Source organism: Pseudomonas sp. AC136, assembly GCF_979258585.1.
This window is the reverse complement of sequence record NZ_OZ409865.1, coordinates 1,034,647-1,050,198: the sequence shown is the minus strand read 5'-3', so window position 1 is coordinate 1,050,198 and position 15,552 is coordinate 1,034,647. Positions and strand designations below refer to the sequence as shown.

The 15,552-nt window shown below is 59.3% G+C and carries 14 protein-coding genes; 9 read left to right on the top strand and 5 right to left on the bottom strand.

The annotated features are described in order from the left end of the window. The first annotated feature begins 306 nt into the window (after nucleotides 1-306). On the top strand, nucleotides 307-1,563 hold the full coding sequence (gene icd, locus ACZZZU_RS04690; RefSeq protein WP_122498063.1) for an NADP-dependent isocitrate dehydrogenase: 1,257 nt from the start codon (nucleotides 307-309) through the stop codon (nucleotides 1,561-1,563). An 84-nt stretch (nucleotides 1,564-1,647) separates the two neighbouring features. Here icd and cspD read toward each other — a convergent pair whose 3' ends face one another. Further along, complete coding sequence (cspD, locus tag ACZZZU_RS04685) at nucleotides 1,648-1,914, bottom strand: cold shock domain-containing protein CspD (RefSeq protein ID WP_122498065.1); 267 nt, start codon at nucleotides 1,912-1,914, stop codon at nucleotides 1,648-1,650. Between the two features lie 226 nt (nucleotides 1,915-2,140). Between cspD and clpS the strand changes: the two genes are divergently transcribed. Further along, entirely contained in the window at nucleotides 2,141-2,503 is a 363-nt protein-coding gene (clpS, locus tag ACZZZU_RS04680; RefSeq protein ID WP_122498067.1) for an ATP-dependent Clp protease adapter ClpS, read from the top strand. A gap of 29 nt (nucleotides 2,504-2,532) precedes the next feature. Continuing rightward, complete coding sequence (clpA, locus tag ACZZZU_RS04675) at nucleotides 2,533-4,803, top strand: ATP-dependent Clp protease ATP-binding subunit ClpA (protein ID WP_122498069.1); 2,271 nt, start codon at nucleotides 2,533-2,535, stop codon at nucleotides 4,801-4,803. A gap of 106 nt (nucleotides 4,804-4,909) precedes the next feature. Here clpA and infA read toward each other — a convergent pair whose 3' ends face one another. The 4 genes from infA to trxB all read right to left on the bottom strand — a co-directional run bounded on the left by infA (nucleotide 4,910) and on the right by trxB (nucleotide 7,674). Beyond that, nucleotides 4,910-5,128, bottom strand: a complete 219-nt coding sequence (gene infA / locus ACZZZU_RS04670; protein ID WP_002553999.1) for a translation initiation factor IF-1 — start codon at nucleotides 5,126-5,128, stop codon at nucleotides 4,910-4,912. A gap of 100 nt (nucleotides 5,129-5,228) precedes the next feature. Continuing rightward, the gene (locus ACZZZU_RS04665; protein WP_122498071.1) at nucleotides 5,229-5,936 is read right to left on the bottom strand and encodes an arginyltransferase; all 708 of its coding nucleotides are present in this window, start codon (nucleotides 5,934-5,936) and stop codon (nucleotides 5,229-5,231) included. Between the two features lie 54 nt (nucleotides 5,937-5,990). Continuing rightward, nucleotides 5,991-6,671: a leucyl/phenylalanyl-tRNA--protein transferase gene (aat, locus tag ACZZZU_RS04660; RefSeq protein ID WP_463549915.1), complete on the bottom strand. Its 681-nt coding sequence runs from the start codon at nucleotides 6,669-6,671 to the stop codon at nucleotides 5,991-5,993. A gap of 55 nt (nucleotides 6,672-6,726) precedes the next feature. Then, the gene (gene trxB / locus ACZZZU_RS04655; RefSeq protein WP_122453209.1) at nucleotides 6,727-7,674 is read right to left on the bottom strand and encodes a thioredoxin-disulfide reductase; all 948 of its coding nucleotides are present in this window, start codon (nucleotides 7,672-7,674) and stop codon (nucleotides 6,727-6,729) included. Between the two features lie 222 nt (nucleotides 7,675-7,896). On the opposite strand from trxB, the gene ftsK reads away from it, so the two are divergent. From ftsK to cysG, 6 genes are read left to right on the top strand one after another with little or no spacing between them, the layout of a single operon-like run. After that, complete coding sequence (gene ftsK, locus ACZZZU_RS04650) at nucleotides 7,897-10,308, top strand: DNA translocase FtsK (RefSeq protein ID WP_463549914.1); 2,412 nt, start codon at nucleotides 7,897-7,899, stop codon at nucleotides 10,306-10,308. Nucleotides 10,309-10,351: 43 nt separating this feature from the next. Next, the gene (gene lolA / locus ACZZZU_RS04645; RefSeq protein ID WP_463549913.1) at nucleotides 10,352-10,978 is read left to right on the top strand and encodes an outer membrane lipoprotein periplasmic chaperone LolA; all 627 of its coding nucleotides are present in this window, start codon (nucleotides 10,352-10,354) and stop codon (nucleotides 10,976-10,978) included. Nucleotides 10,979-11,014: 36 nt separating this feature from the next. Beyond that, nucleotides 11,015-12,340 (top strand): replication-associated recombination protein A, encoded by a 1,326-nt coding sequence (locus tag ACZZZU_RS04640; protein ID WP_463549912.1) that lies wholly within the window; start codon nucleotides 11,015-11,017, stop codon nucleotides 12,338-12,340. Further along, on the top strand, nucleotides 12,337-12,711 hold the full coding sequence (crcB, locus tag ACZZZU_RS04635) for a fluoride efflux transporter CrcB (RefSeq protein WP_463382497.1): 375 nt from the start codon (nucleotides 12,337-12,339) through the stop codon (nucleotides 12,709-12,711). The genes ACZZZU_RS04640 and crcB overlap by 4 nt, the downstream gene beginning before the upstream one ends. Before the next feature lie 15 nt (nucleotides 12,712-12,726). Continuing rightward, complete coding sequence (gene serS / locus ACZZZU_RS04630; RefSeq protein ID WP_122453205.1) at nucleotides 12,727-14,007, top strand: serine--tRNA ligase; 1,281 nt, start codon at nucleotides 12,727-12,729, stop codon at nucleotides 14,005-14,007. Then, nucleotides 14,008-15,402 (top strand): siroheme synthase CysG, encoded by a 1,395-nt coding sequence (gene cysG, locus ACZZZU_RS04625; protein ID WP_463549911.1) that lies wholly within the window; start codon nucleotides 14,008-14,010, stop codon nucleotides 15,400-15,402. Nucleotides 15,403-15,552 lie beyond the last annotated feature (150 nt).

The following is a 15,552-nucleotide window of genomic DNA, read 5'->3' as shown; positions in this document are numbered from 1 at the left end:
GATCAGCGCGCGCTTTGGTTTCAGGCGGGCGGCGAAAAAGGCAATATCGGGGCAAGCTGCTAGGCTAAAAAGCGCCTCTGCTACCGGGTAAATGTAGTAGCGATGTAGTTTGACTACAGAGATAGGTCAGGTGCCGTAATAACGCGGCCTGCAGCGGGTGTTTAGTCCGATAATCTCAAGAAAAGTGCGTGACTTTCTGTAGAAATACTACAAGAATGGCCCGCCTTTCCGAGACCAATTCAAGTTCCATATCGCCGCGCCATCCGCGTGGCGGGATGTCAGACCACGAAAGCAACGGAGTCCAGCATGGGATACCAAAAGATCCAGGTGCCAGCAACCGGTGACAAAATCACCGTCAATGCCGATATGTCCCTGAATGTACCGAACAACCCAATCATCCCTTTCATTGAAGGTGATGGCATCGGGGTTGATATCAGCCCAGTGATGATCAAAGTCGTCGATGCAGCCGTAAACAAAGCCTACGGCGGCGAGCGCAAGATCTCCTGGATGGAAGTTTACGCTGGCGAGAAAGCCACCCAGGTTTACGACCAAGACACCTGGCTGCCGAAAGAAACACTCGAAGCCGTTCGTGATTACGTTGTATCGATCAAAGGTCCTCTGACCACTCCAGTTGGCGGCGGCATCCGTTCCTTGAACGTGGCCCTGCGTCAGGAGCTCGACCTCTACGTTTGCCTGCGCCCAGTGCGTTGGTTCACCGGTGTTCCGAGCCCGGTTAAAAAACCACAAGACGTTGACATGACTATCTTCCGCGAAAACTCGGAAGACATTTATGCCGGTATCGAGTGGAAAGCCGGCTCGCCGGAAGCTGAAAAAGTCATCAAGTTCCTGAAAGAAGAAATGGGTGTTACCAAAATCCGTTTCGACCAAGACTGCGGTATCGGCGTTAAGCCGGTTTCCAAGCAGGGTACTCAGCGTCTGGTGCGTAAAGCACTGCAGTACGTGGTTGATAACAACCGCGACTCGCTGACCATCGTGCACAAAGGCAACATCATGAAGTTCACCGAAGGTGCCTTCAAAGATTGGGGCTACGAAATCGCCAAAAACGAATTCGGTGCAGAGCTGCTGGATGGCGGCCCATGGATGCAGTTCACCAACCCGAACACCGGTAAGAAGGTCGTGGTTAAAGACGCCATCGCCGACGCCATGCTCCAGCAAATTCTGCTGCGCCCGGCTGAGTACGATGTGATCGCGACCCTGAACCTGAACGGTGACTACCTCTCCGACGCCCTGGCGGCCGAAGTAGGCGGTATCGGTATCGCTCCGGGCGCTAACCTGTCCGACAACATCGCTATGTTCGAAGCCACCCACGGCACCGCGCCGAAGTACGCTGGTAAAGACCAGGTGAACCCAGGTTCGCTGATTCTGTCCGCCGAAATGATGCTGCGTCACATGGGCTGGACCGAAGCTGCCGATCTGATCATCGACGGCGTTAACGGGGCGATCTCCGCCAAAACCGTGACCTACGACTTCGAACGTCTGATGGACGGCGCTAAGCTGCTGTCTTGCTCGGCGTTCGGCGATGCCATGATTTCTCACATGTAATGTGAGCGTTTAGGCAATAAAAAAGGCCGGTCCATGACCGGCCTTTTTTATTGCCCATTGAAATTGGCCCCAAGGGGCCAAATATCAGGCTTCGGAGGTAACCGCTTGTGGCTGTGATACAGCGACTGGCGGCGCGTCCGCGGTTTGGGTGATGGAGCTGATGTTGACAGCATGCAGGCCCTTGGGACCCTGAATGATGTCAAAGCTGACCGGCTGGCCTGCTTTAAGGGTTTTGTAACCGTCCATCTGGATAGCCGAGTAGTGGGCGAACAGGTCCTCATCTCGGCCGTCAGCCAGGATAAACCCATAGCCCTTGGCGTTGTTGAACCACTTGACCTTACCGCTAAGCATGCTGATGTCCCTCTGCAAATACACCCACCACTGGGGTATTATCCGTTACGACTCCGCGCTGGAATCATCCGCTTTGGTAAGCGCGCGGACCCTGATACCCTCGATTGGGTATTCTCTGTTTGTAACACTGATTTACTGATAGTCAAGGCGACGGCACGACCGTCTGCGAAGTCGGTCAAAAACTGTCTGTCGTCCCACTCCTACAATTACGAACCTTTCATCCCACATGCGTGTAAGTAGCCAGATTCGACTAACATTCAATCAGGACCATCCCGAGCCGCATGAGGATGACGCCTCGGGCGTGGCCCTGCAGGAAGCTAAGCCTGCGTTGCAGGCACCACCGATGTACAAGGTGGTCCTATTCAACGACGACTACACCCCCATGGATTTCGTTGTCGAAATTCTTGAAGTGTTCTTCAGTTTGAACAGGGAAGTGGCAACCAAAATCATGCTGACCGTTCATACAGAGGGACGGGCAGTGTGTGGCGTGTATACCCGCGATGTTGCGGAGACCAAGGCAATGCAGGTCAACCAATACGCGAGAGAAAGCCAACACCCGCTACTCTGTGAGATAGAGAAAGACGGTTAATTGCGACTGCTTGGTTATGAGGTGAAGCTATGTTGAATCGAGAGCTCGAAGTCACCCTCAATCTGGCCTTCAAGGAGGCCCGCACCAAGCGTCATGAATTCATGACGGTTGAGCACCTCTTGCTGGCCCTGCTGGACAACGAGGCAGCCGCCTCAGTCCTGCGTGCGTGCGGAGCGAACCTGGACAAGCTGCGCCATGACCTCCAGGAGTTCATCGACTCCACCACGCCCCTGATCCCCCAACACGACGAAGAGCGCGAAACCCAACCAACCTTGGGCTTCCAGCGCGTTCTGCAGCGCGCGGTCTTCCACGTGCAAAGTTCGGGCAAGCGTGAGGTGACGGGCGCCAACGTGCTGGTGGCTATTTTCAGCGAACAGGAAAGTCAGGCCGTATTCCTGCTCAAGCAACAAACTGTCGCGCGAATCGATGTGGTCAACTTCATCGCGCACGGCATTTCCAAAGTTCCAGGCAACGCCGATCACACCGACAGCGATCAGGAGATGCAGGACGAAGAGGGCGGCGAAGCGTCTTCGTCGAGCAATCCGCTCGATGCCTATGCCAGTAACCTCAACGAAGCTGCACGTTTGGGCCGCATTGATCCGCTGGTAGGCCGTGAAAACGAAGTGGAACGTGTTGCGCAGATTCTTGCGCGGCGCCGCAAAAACAATCCATTGCTGGTGGGCGAAGCAGGCGTTGGTAAAACCGCCATCGCTGAGGGCCTGGCCAAGCGCATCGTTGACGGCCAAGTACCGGATCTGTTGTCCGATAGCGTGGTTTACTCGCTCGATCTCGGCGCCTTGCTCGCTGGCACCAAATATCGCGGCGATTTCGAGAAGCGCCTGAAGGCGTTGCTCAACGAATTGCGCAAACGTCCCCATGCCATTCTGTTCATCGACGAAATCCACACCATTATTGGTGCGGGCGCGGCGTCTGGTGGCGTCATGGATGCATCGAATCTGCTCAAGCCAATGCTGTCTTCGGGCGAGATTCGCTGCATTGGCTCGACGACCTTCCAGGAATTCCGCGGAATCTTCGAGAAAGACCGCGCCTTGGCGCGTCGCTTCCAGAAAGTTGACGTTACCGAGCCGTCGGTTGAAGACACCATTGGCATTTTGCGTGGCCTCAAAGGACGCTTCGAGCAACATCACGGTCTTGAGTACAGCGATGAGTCGCTGCGTGCCGCTGCTGAGCTCGCCTCGCGCTATATCAATGACCGTCATATGCCCGACAAGGCCATCGATGTAATCGACGAAGCAGGTGCGTTCCAGCGCTTGCAGCCAGTCGAGAAGCGCGTGGCGCGAATCGAGGTGGAGCACGTCGAGGACATCGTCGCCAAAATCGCGCGCATTCCCCCGAAACATGTCTCCAGCTCCGACAAAGAGCTGTTGCGTAACCTTGAGCGCGATTTGAAGCTGACGGTGTTTGGTCAGGACGCGGCCATCGATTCGCTGGCAACGGCAATCAAGCTTTCCCGCGCGGGCCTCAAGTCGCCGGATAAACCGGTCGGTTCGTTCCTGTTCGCCGGTCCTACCGGTGTCGGTAAAACCGAGGCGGCGCGGCAGTTGGCCAAAGCCATGGGTATCGAACTGGTGCGTTTCGACATGTCGGAATACATGGAGCGCCACACGGTTTCCCGCTTGATTGGTGCGCCTCCAGGCTACGTCGGTTTCGATCAGGGAGGCCTGCTAACCGAAGCCATCACCAAAATGCCGCATTGCGTATTGCTGCTCGATGAAATCGAAAAGGCGCACCCGGAAGTCTTCAACTTGCTGCTGCAAGTGATGGACCACGGCACGCTGACCGATAACAACGGCCGCAAGGCGGACTTCCGCAACGTCATTTTGATCATGACCACCAACGCCGGTGCCGAAACGGCCTCGCGGGCCTCGATTGGGTTCACCCATCAGGACCACTCGACCGACGCCATGGAAGTGATCAAGAAGAGCTTCACGCCGGAGTTCAGAAACCGCCTGGATACCATTATCCAGTTCGGTCGCCTGAGCCACGAAGTGATCAAAAGCGTGGTCGACAAGTTCCTCACCGAGCTGCAAGCACAACTGGAGGACAAACACGTCACGCTGGAAGTCAGCGACGCGGCGCGCAATTGGCTGGCAACGGGTGGCTACGATTCGCAAATGGGCGCACGCCCAATGGCGCGTCTGATCCAGGACAAGATCAAACGTCCGCTGGCAGAAGAGATTCTGTTTGGCGAGCTGGCCGAACACGGCGGTGTGGTGCACATCGATGTGGTCGACGGCGAGATGACGTTCGACTTCGAAACGACAGCCGAAATGGCTTAGCTCGGTAAGGCTTGTCGGGGAAATGGTCTGCCATTTCCTCGGCTCGCTACATAAACCGCACCAACAAAAATGCCCAGCAGTTGCTGGGCATTTTTATTTAACTGGCTTAGCGCGCGCGGTAAGTAATGCGGCCCTTGCTCAGGTCGTACGGCGTCAACTCAACACGTACTTTGTCACCGGTAAGAATACGGATGTAGTTCTTGCGCATCTTTCCGGAGATATGCGCGGTTACGACGTGCCCATTTTCCAACTCCACGCGAAACATGGTGTTAGGTAGGGTGTCGACGACAGTGCCTTCCATTTCGAAGCTGTCTTCTTTCGACATGCAGTAAAGCCCTCGGTTACCAATGAATGGCCCGGTGCAACTGGCGCCAGGCAAAAGCGGCGTGCATTGTGCCCGAAAACAGGGCCCGCCGCCAAGGTATTCAGGTGAGGGTTATCCAGCGTTGATTGACGAACAGCTCAATGGGGCGGTATTGGGTCTTGTAATTCATCTTCCGGCAGCTCTTGATCCAGTAACCCAAATACACCGCATGCAGCCCGATACGGCGGGTTTCGGCGATCTGCCAAAGGATGGCGAAGCGCCCGAGGCTGCGGCGTTCTTCGGTGGGGTCGTAGAAGGTGTAAACCGCTGAAAGGCCGTTCGGCAGTACGTCGGTCACCGCGATAGCGACCAGTCGGCCGTCCAGGCGGAACTCATAGAAGCGCGAGAAGGGCAGATCGCGCACAAGGAAGGTCGTGAATTGGTCGCGGTTTGGCGGATACATGTCGCCGTCCGAATGGCGCTGTTCGATGTAGCGGGCGTATAGCGCGTAATACTCTTCATTGAAGTTCGGCCGAACGGCGCGCACCTGCAGATTTTCATTACGTTTGAGAATGCGCCGTTGCTGGCGGGTCGGCTGGAAAAGGGCGGCGGGAATGCGCGCCGGAACGCACGCGGTGCAGCCTTGGCAGTGCGGGCGATACAGGTGATCGCCGCTGCGGCGAAAACCCATTTCCGAAAGCTCGGCGTACACATCCACATCCATGGGCTGGCTGGGATCGAGGAACAGCGTGGTGGCTTGTTCTTCGGGCAGGTAGCTGCAGGGATGCGGTTGAGTGGCATAGAACTTAAGGCGCGCCAGCTCGGTCATGATCAACACTCTTGAGAGCCTGGGGTTAAGTGTATGCCAGGGTTTCGGACTCGACTAGGCGACCCAGTCGGCTGTGGTCGACTGATCCAGATGACGCTTCAGAAAATCGGCAAATTCGGCCCGCGCAATGGGTCGCGCACCGAAGCTATGCAAGTGTTGGGTGGGCATCTGGCAGTCGATCAAAACAAAACCCCAGGCTTTGAGATGTTCGACCAGCGTGGCAAAGCCGACTTTCGAGGCGTTATCCGCATGGCTGAACATCGACTCCCCGAAAAACAGCTGCCCCATCGCCAGCCCATACAGCCCGCCGACCAGTTTGCCGTCGTCCCACACTTCCACCGAATGGGCGAAACCCTGCTGATGAAGCTTCAGGTAGGCCGCTTGCATGGCATCGGTAATCCAGGTTCCATCGGCGTAACTGCGCGGGCCAGCGCAGGCGCTGATGACGGCAGTGAAGTCTTTATCAAAGGTCACCTGATAGCCGCCCTGACGCATCACCTTGGCCAGGCTGCGCGACACGTGCAATTCGCTAGGAAACAAAACGGTGCGTGGGTCGGGCGACCACCACAAAATTGGTTGTCCCTCAGCAAACCAGGGAAAGCAGCCGTGTCGGTAGGCGGCGACCAAACGTTCGGCACTGAGATCGCCCCCGGCAGCCAATAAGCCTTCAGGGTCGCGCAGGGCTTTTTCCAGCGGTGGGAATTCGTAGGTGTTTCGTTGCAGCCAAGTGAGCATGGTCAGGCCCGGCCGGGGGAGAGGAGGGCGGACCAAAGGGCCCGCCGCTTAACGCTTACAAGTCCAGATATTTCTCGGCATCGAGGGCGGCCATGCAGCCTGCGCCGGCCGAGGTGATGGCTTGGCGGTACACATGGTCTGCCACATCACCGGCGGCGAATACGCCTTCGATGTTCGTAGCGGTGACGTTCCCTTCGCTGCCGCCTTTGATCAGCAAGTAGCCGTCACGCATATCCAACTGGCCGGTGAACAGGTCGGTGTTCGGCTTATGGCCGATGGCGATAAATACGCCAGCCAGCGCCAGTTCCGAGGTTTCGCCAGTGTGGCTGTCGCGCAGGCGCACGCCCGTCACGCCTTTGTTGTCGCCCAGCACTTCGTCCAAATTCTGGTTCCAGTGCAGGCGCATGTTGCCGTTGGCGGCTTTGTCGAAGAGTTTGTCTTGAAGAATCTTCTCGGCGCGCAGCTTGTCGCGGCGGTGGATCAAGTGCACTTCTTTAGCGATGTTCGACAGATACAGCGCTTCTTCCACGGCGGTGTTGCCGCCGCCAACAACCGCGACCACCTGGTTGCGGTAGAAGAATCCGTCGCAGGTCGCGCAAGCCGAAACGCCCTGGCCGGCGAACGCTTCTTCAGACGGCAGGCCCAGATACTGCGCAGACGCGCCGGTGGCAATAATCAGTGCGTCGCAAGTGTAAGTGCCGCTGTCGCCTTTGAGCGTGAATGGCTTGCTCTGCAACTCGGCGGTATGGATGTGGTCGTAGACAATCTCGGTGTCGAAGCGCTCGGCGTGTTTCTGCATGCGCTCCATCAAGGCCGGACCTGTCAGGCCTTCGACGTCGCCGGGCCAGTTGTCCACTTCCACGGTGGTCGTCAGTTGGCCGCCGGGTTGAATACCAGTGATGACCAAAGGTTTGAGGTTGGCGCGCGCGGCGTACACGGCAGCGCTGTAACCGGCAGGGCCGGAGCCCAGGATGATCAGCCGCGAATGCTTGACTTCACTCATAAAAAGACCCCATAAGCCTTTGTCACAAAAGAGAATGCGTGCTCCAATTGGGCCGCACGAAAGATGCTGGCGGCTATGCTACACCGAAGCAGCAGAGCCCCGCAAAACGCGCCAGCGGCAAGGCCGGGCGCGTGGCAAGAAGCGGGTAAATCCGTACAATGGCCGAGTTTTCGCCGCCAATCGTTTAGTTGGACGCGCCACAAGCGCAGGAAAAGACGCGTTTTGAAGAATTCCACCACCACCGCTCAAGCACCCGTCTGGCGTCAGCAATTGCACTACCGACTCAAGGAAGGTGCGCTGATCGCCCTCGGTGCGCTCTGCCTCTATCTGTGGATGGCACTGCTCACCTACGACCAGAACGATCCGGGCTGGACCCACACCAGCAACGTGGTGCAAGTGCAGAACGCCGCCGGCCGCGCCGGCGCCTGGTTCGCCGACATCCTGTTCATGGCCCTCGGCTATTTTGCTTATCTGTTCCCCGGTCTGCTGGTGATCAAAACTGTGCAGGTGTTCCGCAATCGCCACGAGCCGTGGCAGTGGAATGGCTGGTTGTTCTCCTGGCGCCTGATCGGCCTGGTGTTCCTCATTCTTTCTGGCGCGGCCTTGGCCTACATTCACTTCCATTCCGGTTCCTCCATGCCCGCGTCGGCTGGCGGCGCGCTGGGCGAGAGCCTGGGCCGTCTGGCTGTGGCTGCGCTGAACGTGCAGGGCAGCACCTTGCTGTTTATCGCCTTGTTCCTGTTCGGCCTGACTGTGTTTAGCGACCTGTCGTGGTTCAAGGTGATGGACGTCACCGGCAAAATCACCCTTGATCTGTTCGAGCTGATCAACAGCCTGATCACCAATTGGTGGAATTCGCGCGTCGAGCGCAAGCAATTGGTGGCGCAGCTTCGCGAGGTCGATGACCGCGTCAGCGAAGTGGCCGCTCCCGTGGTGCACGACCGCCGCGAGCAAGCCAAGGTCAAGGAACGCATCATTGAGCGCGACGAAGCCCTGAGCAAACACATGACCGAGCGCGAAACCCGTCCCGCGCCCGTCATCACGCCGCCGCCAGCGCCGAAAGTCGCCGAGCCGAGCAAGCGTGTGCAGAAGGAAAAGCAGGTTTCGCTGTTCGTCGACAGCGCCGTGGAAGGCACCTTGCCGCCCATTTCCATCCTCGACCCGGCCGAGAAGAAACAGAAAAAGTTCTCCCCGGAATCGCTGGAAGCCATGTCGCGACTGCTCGAAATCAAGCTCAAAGAGTTTGGTGTCGAGGTGGTTGTCGAGTCGGTGCATCCGGGCCCGGTCATTACCCGTTTCGAGATCCAACCGGCCGCCGGTATCAAGGTCAGCCGTATTTCCGGGCTGGCCCGTGACCTGGCCCGTTCGCTGGCCGTGATGAGCGTGCGGGTGGTGGAAGTGATCCCCGGCAAAACCACCGTAGGCATCGAAATTCCCAACGAAGACCGCCAGATCGTGCGCTTCTCCGAAGTGCTGTCTTCACCTGAGTATGACGATGCCAAGTCGCCGGTTACCTTGGCGCTGGGCCACGACATCGGCGGCCGCCCAGTAATTACCGACCTGGCGCGTATGCCGCACTTGCTGGTTGCCGGTACCACCGGTTCGGGTAAGTCGGTGGGCGTAAACGCCATGATCCTGTCGATTCTGTTCAAGTCTGGCCCGGAAGATGCCCGACTGATCATGATCGACCCGAAAATGCTTGAGCTGTCGATCTACGAAGGCATCCCGCACCTGCTGTGCCCAGTGGTCACCGACATGAAGGAAGCGGCCAACGCCTTGCGTTGGAGCGTTGCCGAGATGGAGCGCCGCTACAAGCTGATGTCCAAGCTGGGCGTGCGTAACCTCGCGGGCTTCAACCGCAAAGTGAAAGACGCCGAAGAAGCCGGCGAGCCGATTCCGGACCCGCTGTACAAGCGTGAAAACATCCACGACGAAGCGCCGCTGTTGAAAACCTTGCCGACCATCGTGGTGGTGGTCGACGAATTCGCCGACATGATGATGATCGTCGGCAAGAAGGTTGAAGAGCTGATCGCCCGTATCGCGCAGAAAGCCCGTGCGGCGGGTATTCACCTGATTCTCGCTACTCAGCGTCCGTCGGTGGATGTGATCACCGGTCTGATTAAGGCAAACATCCCGACGCGTATGGCGTTTCAGGTGTCGAGCAAAATCGATTCCCGAACCATCCTCGACCAAGGCGGCGCCGAACAACTGCTAGGCCACGGTGACATGCTCTACCTGCCGCCCGGCACCGGGTTGCCAATTCGCGTGCACGGCGCGTTCGTCTCCGACGAAGAAGTTCACCGCGTGGTGGAAGCCTGGAAACTGCGTGGCGCCCCGGATTACATCGACGACATTCTTAATGGCGTGGAAGAGGCCGGCAGCGGCTTCGACGGCGGCAGTGGCGGCGGTGGTGAAGGCGGCGAAGGCAGTGAAGACGATCCGCTCTACGACGAAGCCGTTCGGTTTGTCACCGAAAGCCGCCGCGCCTCGATTTCTGCGGTGCAACGTAAGCTGAAAATCGGCTACAACCGCGCTGCCCGTATGGTCGAAGCCATGGAAATGGCCGGCGTGGTAACCGCCATGAACACCAATGGCTCGCGTGACGTAATTGCCCCGGCGCCGATTCGCGACTGACGCGCCCGTTTCCCTATTTGTGTGACCAATGACGAGGATTTACATGCGCCTGATCCGCTTGCTGTTGCTGGCTGCCCTGACTGTCGCCGCGATTCCCGCGTATGCCGACGACGAAGCCGCCGTGCAAAAGCTGACTCAACTGCTCAACCAGGCCCAAACCATTACTGCCCGGTTCTCCCAACTGACCCTTGATGGCGGTGGCACCCAGCTGCAGGAAACCGCCGGCGAACTGGCCCTAAAGCGCCCTGGCCTGTTCCGCTGGCACACCGACGAGCCACAGGAACAACTGCTGGTTTCGAACGGTGAAAAAGTCTGGCTCTACGACCCGGACCTGCAACAAGTCACGATTCAAAAGCTCGACCAGCGCCTGACCCACACGCCCGCCTTGTTGCTGTCGGGCGATGTGTCTGAAATTCGCCAGAACTTCGACATCAGCTTCAAAGAAGCCGGCGACGTGGTGGATTTCACCCTCAAGCCCAAGGCCAAGGACACGTTGTTCGATAGCCTGCGCCTGTCGTTCCGCAAGGGCGTGATCAACGATATGCAGCTGATCGACAGCGTCGGCCAGCGCACCAATATTCTGTTCCTGAGCGTGAAAATGAACCCGGTCGTCGACGCCAAGCAGTTCACCTTCGAAGTGCCGGCCGGCGCCGATGTGATTCAGGAATAACTGCGCTTCACCCCTAACGAGACACTGCGCCCCGCCATGGATCTGTTCCGCAATAGCCCCGTCGCTCAACCTCTGGCTGCCCGTTTGCGCGCAGCCAGCCTGGACGAGTACGTCGGTCAGGAGCATTTGCTGGCCCGCGGTAAGCCGCTGCGCGAAGCGCTGGAGCAGGGCACGCTGCATTCGATGATTTTCTGGGGCCCGCCCGGCGTGGGGAAAACCACCTTGGCGCGGCTGTTGGCGCAGGTCTCGGATGCGCATTTCGAAACCATTTCCGCCGTGCTTTCGGGCGTTAAGGAAATTCGCCAGGCCGTAGAGGTTGCCCAGCAGCACGCCGCGCAATATGGCCGCCGCACCATTCTGTTTGTTGACGAAGTGCATCGCTTCAACAAGTCGCAGCAGGATGCGTTTCTGCCCTACGTGGAAGACGGCACGCTGATCTTTATCGGCGCCACCACGGAAAACCCTTCGTTCGAACTGAACAACGCCTTGCTGTCTCGGGCGCGCGTTTACGTGCTGAAGAGCCTCGACGAAGAAGCCCTGCGCAAATTGGTTCACCGCGCCCTGACCGATCCGAAGGGCCTCGGTGATCGCCACCTGACCTTGCCGGACGAAAGCTTCAAAATCCTGCTCGCCGCTGCCGATGGTGACGGCCGACGCCTGCTGAATTTTCTGGAAAACGCGGCCGACCTGGCGGAAGACAACGGCGAGTTGAGCGTCGACTTGCTGCAAAACCTGCTGGGCGACAGCCGTCGTCGTTTCGACAAAGGCGGCGAAGCGTTCTACGACCAGATTTCCGCACTGCACAAATCGGTGCGCGGCTCCAGTCCGGACGGCGCCTTGTACTGGTTCGCGCGCATGCTCGATGGCGGTTGCGATCCGCTGTACATCGCCCGGCGCGTGGTGCGAATGGCCAGCGAAGACATCGGCAACGCCGACCCCCGTGCGCTGACCCTGTGCCTGAACGCCTGGGATGTTCAAGAGCGCCTCGGCAGCCCCGAAGGTGAACTGGCCGTGGCGCAGGCCATTGTCTACCTGGCCTGCGCGCCGAAAAGTAACGCGGTGTACAACGCCTTCAAAATGGCCATGCGCGACGCGGCGGAGCAGGGCTCGCAAGAAGTGCCGCTGCACCTGCGCAACGCGCCGACCAAATTGATGAAAGAACTGGGTTACGGCGACGAATACCGCTACGCCCACGACGAGCCCGAGGCTTACGCCGCTGGCGAAGATTACTTCCCCGACGCGCTCCAGCCCCGCCGTTATTACCAGCCGGTGCCCCGTGGCCTCGAACTGAAAATTGGCGAAAAGCTCAAGCACCTGGCGGCGCAAGACCAAGCCAGTCCTCGGCAGCGGAGAAAATCATGATCCGTCTGATTTTGGCGGTGGCCGTGGGCGGCGCCGCCGGCACGCTGTTGCGTTTTGCCACTGGCAGCTGGATTGCGGCAAATTGGCCGCAGCATTTCAGCCTCGGCACGTTTCTGGTCAACATCGTTGGCTGCCTGCTGATTGGCCTGCTGTATGGTTTCTTTTTGCTCCGCCCGGAACTGCCGATAGAATTGCGCGCAGGTCTGATCGTCGGCTTCCTTGGGGGCCTGACGACGTTTTCTTCCTTTTCCCTCGACACACTGCGCCTGCTTGAAAACGGGCAATTGCCGCTGGCCCTGGGTTACGCGGCGCTCAGTGTGTTCGGCGGCTTGCTTGCCACCTGGGTGGGCTTGTCCCTGACCAAACTCTGATGATGAGAGACAACCATGCTTGATCCGAAACTGATCCGTAGCGAACTGCACGCCATCGCCGAGCGCCTCGCCACCCGTGGCTTCCAACTGGATGTCTCACGCATCGAGGCCCTCGAAGCGCAGCGCAAAACCGTGCAGAGCAGCACTGAGCAGTTGCAGGCCGAGCGCAACGCCCGTTCAAAATCCATCGGTCAGGCCAAAGCCCGGGGCGAAGACATCGCGCCACTGATGGCAGACGTCGATCGTATGGCCGCCGAGCTGAGCGCCGGCAAAATCGAGCTGGACAAGATTCAGGCCGACCTCGATGCCATCTTGCTGGGCATTCCCAACCTGCCGCACGAATCGGTGCCGGTGGGTAAAGATGAAGACGACAACGTCGAAGTGCGCAGTTGGGGCACGCCGACCACCTTCGATTTCGAAATCAAAGACCACGTCGCCCTGGGCGAACTGCATGGTTGGCTGGACTTCGAACGCGCGGCCAAACTGTCCGGCGCGCGTTTCGCCTTGCTGCGCGGCCCTATCGCCCGCCTGCACCGCGCCCTGGCGCAATTTATGATCAACCTGCACACCGGCGAACACGGGTACGAAGAGGCGTATACGCCTTATCTGGTGCAGGCGCCTGCTTTGCAGGGCACGGGCCAGTTGCCGAAATTCGAAGAAGACCTGTTCAAAATCAGCCGTGAAGGCGAGGCCGATCTGTACCTGATTCCGACGGCCGAGGTGTCGCTTACCAACATCGTCAACGGCGAAATTCTCGACGCCAAGCAGCTGCCATTGAAGTTCGTCGCCCACACGCCGTGCTTCCGTAGCGAGGCCGGTGCTTCGGGCCGTGATACCCGCGGCATGATCCGCCAGCACCAGTTCGACAAAGTCGAGATGGTGCAAATCGTCGAGCCAAGCACCTCCAACGCGGCGCTGGAGGAACTCACCGGCAACGCCGAGAAAGTGCTGCAACTGCTGGGCTTGCCGTACCGCGTTCTGGCGCTGTGCACCGGCGACATGGGCTTTGGCGCGGTGAAAACCTACGACCTAGAAGTGTGGGTGCCAAGCCAGGACAAATTCCGCGAAATTTCTTCGTGCTCCAACTGCGGCGACTTCCAGGCGCGCCGCATGCAAGCCCGCTGGCGCAACCCGGAAACCGGCAAGCCGGAGCTGGTGCACACCTTGAACGGCTCGGGCCTGGCGGTCGGCCGTACGTTGGTGGCTGTGCTGGAGAACTACCAGCAGGCCGACGGCTCCATTCGCGTACCGGACGTGCTCAAACCTTACATGGGCGGCATCGAGGTGATCGGCTAAATGGAATTTCTGCCGCTGTTTCATAACCTGCGCGGGCAACGCGTGCTGGTGGTTGGCGGCGGCGAAATCGCCTTGCGCAAATCCCGTCTGGTGGCCGACACCGGCGCCGTGTTGCGCGTGGTCGCGCCGTACATCGACAGTCATCTGGCAGCGCTGGTGGCATCCAGTGGTGGCGAGCAGTTGCTGCGAGGCTACGAAGCGGCTGACATGAACGGCTGCACGCTGGTGATTGCCGCCACGGACGACGAGCCGCTTAACGCCCAGGTGTCGCAAGACGCCCGCGCGCGCGGCATGCCGGTCAATGTGGTGGATTCGCCGGCGCTGTGCAGCGTGATCTTTCCGGCCATCGTCGACCGCTCGCCGTTGCTGGTGGCGGTGTCCAGCGGCGGCGATGCGCCGGTGCTGGCACGGCTGATCCGCGCCAAGCTGGAAACCTGGATTCCCGCTGCGTATGGCCAACTGGCCGGCCTGGCGGCACGCTTTCGCGCGCAAGTGCGTGAACGGTTTCCGGATTTGCAGCAACGTCGTGTGTTCTGGGAAGACGTGTTCCAGGGCCCGATAGCCGAACGCATGTTGGCCGGGCAGGGCAGCGAAGCCGAAGCACTGCTGCAAGCGCGACTGGATGGCGAGACGGGCACGGTGAAAGGCGAGGTGTATCTGGTTGGCGCCGGGCCGGGCGATCCCGACCTGCTGACCTTTCGCGCGCTGCGACTGATGCAGCAAGCCGACGTCGTGTTGTACGACCGCCTGGTAGCGCCCGCCATTGTCGAGCTGTGCCGTCGCGACGCTGAGCGCATCTACGTCGGCAAACAGCGCGCCGAGCATGCGGTGCCGCAGGAACAGCTCAATCAGCAACTGGTGACGTTGGCCAAACAAGGTAAACGCGTGCTGCGCCTCAAGGGTGGCGACCCGTTTATTTTCGGTCGCGGTGGCGAGGAAATCGAAGAGTTGGCGGCCCATGGCATTCCGTTCCAGGTGGTGCCGGGCATTACTGCGGCGAGCGGCTGCGCTGCCTACGCCGGCATCCCGCTGACCCACCGCGACTATGCGCAGTCTGTGCGTTTCGTGACCGGCCATTTGAAAGACGGCAGCACCGATTTGCCCTGGTCCGACCTCGTCGCGCCTGGGCAAACGCTGGTGTTCTACATGGGGTTAGTGGGCTTGCCGTCCATTTGTGAGCAGCTTGTGCTTCATGGTCGTAGTAGCGACACCCCAGCCGCGCTGATTCAGCAAGGCACCACCCAGAACCAGCGCGTTTTCACCGGCACCCTGGGCAACTTGCCGCAACTGGTGGCCGAGCACGAAGTGCATGCGCCGACGCTGGTGATCGTGGGTGAGGTGGTGACGTTGCGGGACAAGCTAGCGTGGTTTGAAGGCGCGCAGTCCCAAGTCTGACGCCAGCCCTACGGACTTAAATCCAAAAGCATCGCGGCTAAAGCCACTCCCGCAGTGGTGCGGACGCCTGGGCTTCTGTGGGAGAGGCTTTAGCCTCGATTTCCTGGAAAAGGTGGTCTTCGGGTAATGGCGCGGTTGCAGCATCGCGGC